The following is a 9,064-nucleotide window of genomic DNA, read 5'->3' as shown; positions in this document are numbered from 1 at the left end:
CCCTCCGCGTCGCCGTCGAGGAACGCGCCGTCGTCGACGAGGCGGTCGATGGCGTCGTCGGCGACTTCGCGGGCCGGCGCGAGCCAGCCATCGGTGCCGGTCACCTGTGCGGCGGCGGTGAGGCCCGACAGCACACGTGCGTGGTCGGCGAGCAGTCCGGTTTCGCTATCCTCGCCGTCGAAGTGTGCGACGTGGCCGTCATCGACGAGCGTCTCGAGGACGAACTCCAGTGCCCGTTCGGCGTAGCGGGTCGCTCCTTCGTGGTCGGTGACCGCAGCGAAGCGGAACAGCGCCTCGGCGGCCATCCCGTTTCGGTCCGCGAAGGCCGTCGTATCGACGTGCGGTGGGTCGGCCTCCTCGCGCTCGGTCGGCTCTAAGAGGTAGTAGTCGCTGCCTGCTTGGCTGGCCGCGAAGGCCTCGCCGGTCCACGCCGTCGTCGTCAGGTAATCGACCGTGCCCTCGGCGGCGTCGTGGTACGACTCCTGGCCGGTGTAGAGGTATCCCGACGTGAACGCCCCGAGGAGGGCGGCGTTCTCGTCTGTGAGTTTCTCGCGGTGTGGTTCGCCCCAACTCCGGTTCTCCGCGAACCGGTAGAATCCGCCGTCGTAGGTGTCGTAGAGGTGCGTTTGAACCGCTTCGAGCGTTCGCGTCGCCCGCTGTCGGTCGCGTTTGAGTGCGAACTCGATGGTCTGGGGAAGCGGGAACTTCGCGCCGGTTCCCCAGCCGCCGAACTCCTCGTCGAAGGCGGCGGCGACCTGTTCGACCATGTGCGCCTCGATGTCGGCGGTCACCTCGCCGCTCGGCAGGTCCTCGCCGGACAGCGCCCGCGGGACGCTGCCCGCGGTCGTGCCCTTGGCGTCCCACGACTCACGAACGCTGTCGAGTACCTGCCGCATCCCGTCGAGGCCGAGATACGTCGCTCCCGACAGCACCTCGCCGTCCGGCGTCAGGAACACCGTCGTCGGGAACCCACCCATGTTGTACCGCTCCCGGACGCGGGGGTTGCGGTCGATGTCGACGCGGACGGGGACGAAACTATCGCCGATGTTGGCGGCCAGTTTCGGGTCCGAGTACGTCTCCTCGTCCATCCGGTGGCACCACTCACACCACGGCGCCGTCAGCGAACACAGCACGGGCTTGCCGGCACGGTCGGCGGCCTCGAACGGGCCGGGTCCCCACTCGTGCCAGTCGACGAGCGTACCGTCTCGGAAGGTCATGGCTGTCCTTTCGAGTCGGTGGGGGAAAGCGCTTCGAAGTCGAGAAAAAAGGAGACGGCCGGATTTCAGTCTTCCAACACGAGCACGCGGAGGATGTCGCCGTAGGCCGGCCGCGTGATGAGGACGCCAATGAGGACGCCGACGATGGTGATGATGGCGAACCCTTGGAGGTCACCGAGGGATAGCACCGCCAGCGGCGACATCGCGATGATGGTCGTCGCGGCGGCGGCGCCGATGACCCAGAACGCCTTCTTGAACCGCGATTCGAAGACGCGTGAGGTCCGAACCTCACCCTGTTGCATGATTTCGTCCGCGATTATCACGAGGTCGTCGACCCCGGTCCCGATGACGGCGATGAAGCCGGCGATGTGAGAGAGGTCCAGCGGTAACCCCACCGCGGCGGCGAAGCCGAGCAGGATGTACACCTCCGCGGCGGCGGTGAGCAACATCGGTGCCGCCACCTCGGCTCTGCGGTATCGGGCGAACACCACGAGCGCGACCGCGCCGACCGCGGCCGCGCCGGTCGCGAGCGACAGCGGCTTGAATCGCTCGGCGAGACTCGGCAACAGGAAGAACGTCGTCCCGCGCTCGTCGATGTCGAGTTGCGTCGGGAGCGCCCCCGCGCGGATGTTGAGTTCGAGTTCGCGGGCCTCTTCGAGGCTCGTCGTCGTCGTCTGGTACTGCGGGTTGTCGTCGAAGGAGCCGTCGCGGAACGACGCCGAGAGGTCTCTGTTGACCCCTGCAGCGAAGACGACCTCGCCGTCGAGGACGGTCAGGAGACACCGACCGGGGTTGTCCTCTTTGTTCTGCGCAAGCGACTCGTTGAGGTCGTAGTTACAGTTCGTCCCGCCCTGTTGGTCGAAGCCGTAATCGCGCATCGCTTGGCCGAACTCCGGGCCCGCCTGTTCGGTGAGCGTCACGGGAACGAACGTTCGTCCCCGCTCCTGTGTCGCGCCGCCGATACTGGCGAAGTCCCGCTGGGTCAAAAGCGAGACGTTGCGGTACGTGCCGTTCTGGGGGAACAGCGCGACGGTTTCGACCTGTCCGCGGTCGCCGATGAGGTCGATGACCTCGGAACGGTTGGCGTTCGGCACCTCGACGAGCATGAACTGCTGGCCGGGGGAGGCGATTTGCGTGACGGTGCCGCCGGGGAGACCGCCCTGGCTAATCTTGTTCGTGAGCACGTCTTCGGCGCGGTCACGGGTGGTGTCGGTGACGCCCATTCGGATGTCGTCTTCGCTCACGTCGAAGCCGGCCTCGTTGAGGGCGGCGGCGAACTCCGATTGGTTCGTGTCGCCGACGAAGCGGTCGTCGAACACCTCGACGGTGTTGCCCTCGGCGTCGGCGCGTACGTCACCTGCCCCGAGGTCGAGTTCGTCCCGCACCGTCTGTTCGATGGCTCGCTCCTCGTCGACGCTGAACTCCAATCCCTCGGCGGTCATGCCAGCAAGCGGCGCGCGGACTTGCGTCCCGCCGGAGAGTTCCAACCCGAACCGGAGATTGGTGTATTCGGAGGTGGTCGAGTCAGCAGTCGCGTTCGCGGCGGTCGCGTTCGCACCGCCACTGCCCCCACCGAGCGGTGCGAACACGGCGATGGTGCTGACGAGGATGAACACGACGAGCAGCCAGATGCGCCAGTTTTCTCTGAGTTCCAGATTCATTGTGCGATTCCCTCGTATTTGTAGTAGCGAAGCAGGCTCACGTTGAGCAGGTAGGTGTTCATCAGGTCGGCGGTGAGGCCGAACACGAGCACGATGCCGACCTGCGGCAACAGCGGAATGCCGAACTGGCCGGCGACGACGGTCATGACGATCATCGCCGCGATGGAGGTGACCGTCATCGTCACACCGGTCCGCATCGCGCGGAACGTCGAGGTGTAGAAGTCACCGTGTCGCCGCAGGACGTGGTTGTTCAACAGCAAATCGGAGTCCACGGAGTACCCGATGAGCATCAGTAGCGCCGCGACGGTCCCCAGCGTCAACTCGATGTCGAACAGTCGCATCAGCGCGAGCGGAATCACGATGTCGGAGAACGCCGAGGCGACCACGGCGATAGAGGGGACGAACGTCCGGAACATGAGGAAGACGAGTGCGGCCATTCCCGCGAAGGCTATCGCGAGACCGATGAGCGCCTGCGTCTGGGACTCGTCGGCGAAACTCGCAGACCGAGTGCCGGAGGACTCTATCGTGTACCCCTCGTCTTCGGCCTGCGTCCGGAGCGTCTCGAGGTCCTCGTACTCGCCTTCTTGGAACTCCACAATGTAGGAATCGCTCCCCGCCGTGCCGACCGGCGTGATTGAGTCGACCGGTTCGTCGAAGGTATCGCGTATCTCCTCGGGGGAATCAGTCGTTTCCACCTGCAACTCGGCGCCGCCGGTGAACTCGATGCCGAGCGACACCGGCGACCCCGCTATCGCCGTCGCGACGACGAGGATGCCGAGGGCAACCGCCAACAGCCCGAGCGGGAGGGCTATCAACTGACGGTTGGTGTAGTCGGCGTAATCGACAGTCGGTACCGTCAGGTCCATGACGTTCGCTGTGGGGGGACTTCGAATAAGGGTTGTCGTTCGTGTCTCGAAAGGGTTCTCGGCAGTCGGCGCCCGTGGTCGCAACCATACCCTTCAACACCGCCGGGTCCAATCGTCGGATATGTCCGCGACGCTGGAGCGCATCGTCGTCTACCCCGTCAAATCCCTCGACCCCCACGACACGATGGAGCGGGCGACGGTTCGGCCGGACGGCGGCCTCTCCTACGACCGGGAGTTCGCCATCGTCGACGCCGACGGCAACTACGTCAACGGGAAGAACGACCGCCGCGTCCACGAACTTCGGTCGTGGTTCGACCCCAAGGCCGGCCGGCTGACCCTCCGGCCGAACGACGGCGACCCCACGGCCTTCGACCTCGAGGACACCGACGCTATCGAGGCGTGGCTCTCGGCGTACTTCGAGGAACCCGTCGAACTCCGCCACGACGAGTCGGGGGGCTTTCCGGACGACACGCTCGCCTCGGGACCGACGGTCATCGCCGAGGCGACCATCGAGGCGGTCGCAGGGTGGTTCGACGACATCGACCCCGAGGAGATGGAGCGACGACTCCGACCGAATCTCGTCGTCTCCGGCGTCGACCCGTTCTGGGAGGACCGGCTGTACCGCGACCGCGAGACGGCAATCGGCTTCCGAATCGGCGACTGTGAGTTCCTCGGGTCGAACCCCTGTCAGCGCTGTGTCGTCCCCACCCGTGACCCCGAGACCGGCGAGGAGACGCCCGGATTCCGGGAGACGTTCCACGAACGGCGCGAAGCGACGCTTCCGGAGTGGGCCTCGGAGGCGTGGTTCGACCACTACTTCCGGCTGATGGTCAACACGTTCGTCCCCGAGTCGACGGTCGGGGAGTCTCTCCGGGTCGGGGACGAAATCGAGATACTAGGCGAACGGCCGTACCCGGCCTGAGCGAGAGGAACGTACCTCTCAGGGCAGATACCGGACGCTGACGACGCCATCGTCGCTCCGAATCTCGACGCGGTTCACGCCCAGGCGGGCCGCCCGTGCGAGCGTCCCCTCGTCGTCGAGGACGTCCTCGACTGCGGCTTCGGTTTCGGCGTCGGGAACGGTCAGGACGTGGAGTTCGCCCGTCCCGGCTCGCTCACGCGTCGTCAACTCGCCTTCGGGTTGCTCGGCGGCGATGTCGCGTTCCTGTTTCGTCGGCGGTTCGGCGCTGTGTTCGACCGAGAGCCGACAGCGACTCTCGAAGTCGACGAGTCTGTACTGTACCTCCATCGGCGGTTCCGGAGCGACCGTTCCCTCGATTACTTCCTGCTCTTCGACGCCGGGGTTCTCCGCGAGCGTGTGGACCTGTCCGCGGTCGACGTCCTTGAGGACGGCCGACTCGGCGTCCGCGTGGGTCACGAGAAACCGACCTTCCTGCTCTGTCATGGATGGATGAAGGCGCTCTGGGCTTTTCCACGTTTCGAGGCTACCGGAGCCACCGGTGGACCAGATAAATCAGGGCCGCGCCGGCCAGCGGAACGGTCCAAGAGAGTACCTCCGGAAGGGCGTACAGCGCCTCCACCAGCGGGGCGGCGAGTCCGCTCGGGTCGGGTCGGGTCGTCACCTCGCCGTCGAGTTCGAACTCCGCGGGCATCGAGGCGACGGCGCCCAGATACAGCGTTACGATGTAGACGGCGCCGGTGACCGCGAGCGCGAAATCGTATCGTGGGTCGTCTCCCTCCCGGCGGTGGTGGCGGGCGACGAACAGGACGGGCGCGAGAAGCGGTGTCACGACGACGAACCCCAAAAGCAGGAACACCGACCGGACGAACGTGATGGTCCCGCCGCCGAAGCCCGCGGTGTTGGCGATGGCGACGACGAGCGCGAACGTGAAGAACACGCCGAGAATCGCCGCGAGCAGTCCCCCAACGACGACGTAGGCCCGGAACAGCCGCGAACGGCTCCGTCTGAAGGCGTAGGGGAACGCACCGAGCAGTCCCGAGTACCCGTCGGTCATCGTCGGCCGTAGGTGCGTCCGTCGAATAAACCGCCCGGTTGCAGGCGCTTCTCTGCGCCGAGCAGCCACGACCGAGGGGTATCGGCAACGCCTTTGTGGTTCGGCCCGCCGCTACCACCATGTACATCGACTTCGGCAACGCCTTGGCTGCCGAGACGGCACAGGGCGTCTCGGAGGAGTCCTTACAGCGCCTCGACGAACGCGTCGTCCGCGCCCACGACCGTATCGAGAGAGGCATCGAGAACCGCGAGTTCGGCTATGCGTGTCTCGCACTCCCGGAAGACACCGACGCCGACGCCATCCGTGCGGCCGTCGACGGCTTCGACCCCGAAGCGGTGTTGACCGTCGGCATCGGCGGGTCGTCGCTCGGCGCCGACACCATCACCGCCGCGTTGGGTCTCGAGGGCCACTACACGCTCGACAACATCGACCCTCAACACACCCTACGGCTGCTCGACCGACTCCCGCTGTCCGAGACGCTCGTCAACGTCGTCTCGAAGTCGGGAACGACCGCCGAGACGCTGGCGAACTTCCTCGTCGTTCGGGAGGCGATGGACGACGCTGGCGTCGATTGGACGGACCGGACGGTCGTCACGTCGGGCGATTCCGGGCCGCTCGTGGAGTTGGCCGAAATCCACGACCTACCGACGTGTCGCGTTCCGGAGGGGCTTCCCGGCCGGTTCTCGGCGCTGTCGCCGGTCGGCCTGCTTCCGGCGGCGGCGCTGGGCGGCGACATCGAGGCCGTTCTCGACGGTGGTGCCGACGGCCGGGCAGCGCTGGAGCCGTCGCTGTTCGACTGTCCGGCCTACGCCTACGGCGCCGTCGCCTACGCGCTCGAACAGCGCGGGGCGACGACGAACGCCTTCGTCCCCTACGCCGAGGGCCTCGAGGCCTTCGGGGAGTGGTTCGCCCAACTGTGGGCCGAAAGCCTCGGCAAGGACGGCCTCGGGCAGACGCCCGCCCGCGCCCTCGGTGCGACCGACCAACACTCCCAACTGCAGTTGTACCGGGCCGGCCGGAAGGACAAACTCGTGACACTCGTCCGTCCACAGGAGCGGACTGACATCGACATCCCGGAAACGAACGTCGACGAACTATCCTATCTGGGCGGGCAGACGCTCGGTGAACTGCTCGACGCGGAGTTCGAGGCGACCGAGGCGTCGCTCGTCGCCGCTGGACAGCCCAACGTCCGCATCGAAATCGACCGTCTCGACGCCCACGGCGTCGGAGAACTGCTGTACGGAATGGAGGCCGCGTGTATCCTCGCCGGCGAACTGTCCGGCGTGTCGACGTTCACACAGCCGGCCGTCGAGTGGGGGAAACGCGCGGCCCGCGGCCTCCTCGGCGCCGGGGAGTTCGAGGAGGCGGAAGCGGTCGAGGACAAGACCGTCCGCCGCGTCGAGTAGTCAGACGAGACCGACGGCGTTGGCGTAACTCGACCCGAAGACGACGGCGTTGTAGACGCCGTGGGCGACGGCCGGAACGACGAGATTCTCGGTGTATTCGTACGCAGCGCCGAGTGAAGCCCCCAGCAGGAAGAGGATTCCGAGCGTCGTCGCGAGGCTGGGGTCGAGGCCGCTCGTCGCCCCGTATGCTGGGATGTGGACGAGCGAGAAGACGACCGCTGCGACGGCGACGGCGGAAGCGGAACCGAACACCTCTCGAAGGCGGGTCTGGATGACGCCCCGATAGAGGAGTTCCTCGGCGGGTCCGGTGACGAGCACCGAAAGCGGGATGAGCGGGAGCAACAGCGCGGGGTTCGACTCGGCCTGCTGGGAGACGGAGTGTTCCGTCGCCGTCAGTCCGAGTTGGTCGATGAGGAAACTCGCCCCAGCGAGGACGGCGAAGAGGCCGACCGTCGCGGCGACCGCCCAACCGAGGTCCCGGAGCGTTGGACGGCTGATGCGGAGGTAGGACCACGGGAGGTCCCTGAACCGGAGGTACACGACTGCGACGCCGACGAGCCCGATACCCTGGCCGACCAGCGAGAGGGCGCTGGTCAGCGGTGAATCGCTCGTAATCGGGATGAACGCGCTGGCGATGCTGATGACGATGAGGCCGACGACGGCGCCGATGAGGAGTCCGACCAACCCGAGGAAGGCGACGCTGCCGACCGCGAGGGCCGGCGAGGACCGTTCGGCGGAGACGCTCATTGGTCGATGTTGGGGCTTCGAACCGATTAACCTTATCAGTCCGAACCGTCCGTCGCCCGTCTGACGGAGTTTTATGCGAACTGGTACCATACGTTCGTCGTATGGAGCGGTACACCCTCGTCTGTGACGAGACGATGGCGCAACAAATCGAGGGGTTGGCCGTCGAGTACGGCCTGACCGAACAGGAGGTCCTCGAACAGCTCGTCGGTGTCGGGCTCGAAGAGCTCGACTAGGGCCGCTTGCGTTCGAGGTCGCTCCCGCAGATTTCACAGCGCTCGCGGTGGTCGTCGAACGTCCGTCCGCAGCCCTGACACTGGAACTGCCACTCCCGAGTCTCGTCGATACCGTCGCGGGCGATGACCTCGACGGCCACGTCGAGTTTCTCGGCGACGTTCTGCATCGCGTAGTCGTCGGTGACGAGTGTCCCGTCGAGTTCGAAGGCCGCGGCCAACAGTCGGATGTCGGTCCGGGAGAGTTCCTCGGCGTCGCCCGTCTCGCGGGCGGCGCGTTCGACCCGCTCTATCGTGCTCGGGTCGGGGATGTGTATCTGCATCCCGGAGCCTTCGAGGGCGTCGAAGCGGTAGCCGGCCTCGTCTTCGAGTTCCTCGCGGACGAGCGGGATGGTGACGATGTCGCTGTCGGTGGTGAAGTCGTGGATGAAGGCCGACGAATCGAGAATCTGCATCGAAAATTAGCGAGCAACGACGATGGTGTCTTTCACGGCCTGTACTCGGCTGACCGGCACGCGGAGGTTACCGTGTTCGTCGTGGTCGAACTCGGTTTTGACCGTCTGCTCGCCGGGGTCGACGACGAGGTTCTGTAGCGACCCGGTCTTGAGGTCCATCGTGATGTTGTACAGCGTTCCGAGGCTCGCACCGTCGGAGCCCATTACCTCTTTCTCCGAGAGGTTCTCGGCGAGTACGTCGGACATACTCCCCGCTTGAGCGTCATCCTGTATCAACGTTCGGGTCGGACGCGACTCCGGCCGTCGAGTACGGTCGAATTTGGGTCAACGTTGAAGAGTGTCGCCCGTCCGAATTCGTGTATGCAACGACGACAGTACCTCCGAACGGCCGCACTCGCCGGGGCCGCACTCGGAATCGCGGGCTGTACGGAGGGCGGCAACGGCAACGGCGGTGGCGACGGAACGCCCGAGGCAACACCGACCGAGACGCCGACGGAGACGGCCAC

General features: G+C 66.1%; 11 protein-coding genes. 3 read left to right on the top strand and 8 right to left on the bottom strand.

The features are described from left to right. The 3 genes from GJ631_RS17750 to secF form a co-directional block, all read right to left on the bottom strand. The coding region (locus tag GJ631_RS17750) for a DUF255 domain-containing protein (protein WP_156710434.1) at positions 1–1,217 on the bottom strand (1,217 nt) is incomplete at its 3' end. A gap of 65 nt (positions 1,218–1,282) precedes the next feature. Continuing rightward, positions 1,283–2,878 (bottom strand): preprotein translocase subunit SecD, encoded by a 1,596-nt coding sequence (locus tag GJ631_RS17745; RefSeq protein WP_156710433.1) that lies wholly within the window; start codon positions 2,876–2,878, stop codon positions 1,283–1,285. Next, entirely contained in the window at positions 2,875–3,744 is an 870-nt protein-coding gene (secF, locus tag GJ631_RS17740) for a protein translocase subunit SecF (protein ID WP_156710432.1), read from the bottom strand. Before secF ends, GJ631_RS17745 begins: the two co-directional genes overlap by 4 nt. A 121-nt stretch (positions 3,745–3,865) precedes the next feature. Between secF and GJ631_RS17735 the strand changes: the two genes are divergently transcribed. Beyond that, on the top strand, positions 3,866–4,666 hold the full coding sequence (locus tag GJ631_RS17735; RefSeq protein WP_156710431.1) for an MOSC domain-containing protein: 801 nt from the start codon (positions 3,866–3,868) through the stop codon (positions 4,664–4,666). A gap of 18 nt (positions 4,667–4,684) precedes the next feature. On the opposite strand, the gene GJ631_RS17730 is transcribed toward GJ631_RS17735, so the two are convergent. Together GJ631_RS17730 and GJ631_RS17725 are read right to left on the bottom strand one after the other, a co-directional pair. Further along, positions 4,685–5,149: a DUF5812 family protein gene (locus GJ631_RS17730; protein WP_156710430.1), complete on the bottom strand. Its 465-nt coding sequence runs from the start codon at positions 5,147–5,149 to the stop codon at positions 4,685–4,687. A gap of 40 nt (positions 5,150–5,189) precedes the next feature. Then, on the bottom strand, positions 5,190–5,720 hold the full coding sequence (locus GJ631_RS17725) for a hypothetical protein (RefSeq protein WP_156710429.1): 531 nt from the start codon (positions 5,718–5,720) through the stop codon (positions 5,190–5,192). A 119-nt stretch (positions 5,721–5,839) separates the two neighbouring features. On the opposite strand from GJ631_RS17725, the gene GJ631_RS17720 reads away from it, so the two are divergent. Further along, positions 5,840–7,126, top strand: a complete 1,287-nt coding sequence (locus GJ631_RS17720; protein WP_156710428.1) for a glucose-6-phosphate isomerase — start codon at positions 5,840–5,842, stop codon at positions 7,124–7,126. Here GJ631_RS17720 and GJ631_RS17715 read toward each other — a convergent pair whose 3' ends face one another. Next, complete coding sequence (locus GJ631_RS17715; RefSeq protein WP_197425182.1) at positions 7,127–7,873, bottom strand: CPBP family intramembrane glutamic endopeptidase; 747 nt, start codon at positions 7,871–7,873, stop codon at positions 7,127–7,129. Between the two features lie 101 nt (positions 7,874–7,974). On the opposite strand from GJ631_RS17715, the gene GJ631_RS17710 reads away from it, so the two are divergent. Then, positions 7,975–8,106, top strand: a complete 132-nt coding sequence (locus GJ631_RS17710) for a CopG family transcriptional regulator (RefSeq protein WP_156710426.1) — start codon at positions 7,975–7,977, stop codon at positions 8,104–8,106. Here GJ631_RS17710 and GJ631_RS17705 read toward each other — a convergent pair. Beyond that, positions 8,103–8,558: an NOB1 family endonuclease gene (locus tag GJ631_RS17705; protein WP_156710425.1), complete on the bottom strand. Its 456-nt coding sequence runs from the start codon at positions 8,556–8,558 to the stop codon at positions 8,103–8,105. The two genes, GJ631_RS17710 and GJ631_RS17705, sit on opposite strands and share 4 nt — an antisense overlap. A gap of 6 nt (positions 8,559–8,564) precedes the next feature. After that, positions 8,565–8,804, bottom strand: a complete 240-nt coding sequence (locus GJ631_RS17700; protein ID WP_156710424.1) for a PRC-barrel domain-containing protein — start codon at positions 8,802–8,804, stop codon at positions 8,565–8,567. Positions 8,805–9,064: the final 260 nt, after the last annotated feature.

This window comes from Natronomonas sp. CBA1123 (assembly GCF_009741925.1).
Taxonomy (GTDB): domain Archaea; phylum Halobacteriota; class Halobacteria; order Halobacteriales; family Haloarculaceae; genus Natronomonas.
Note: the sequence above shows the minus strand (reverse complement) of the source record. Positions and strands in the feature narration are given on the sequence as shown.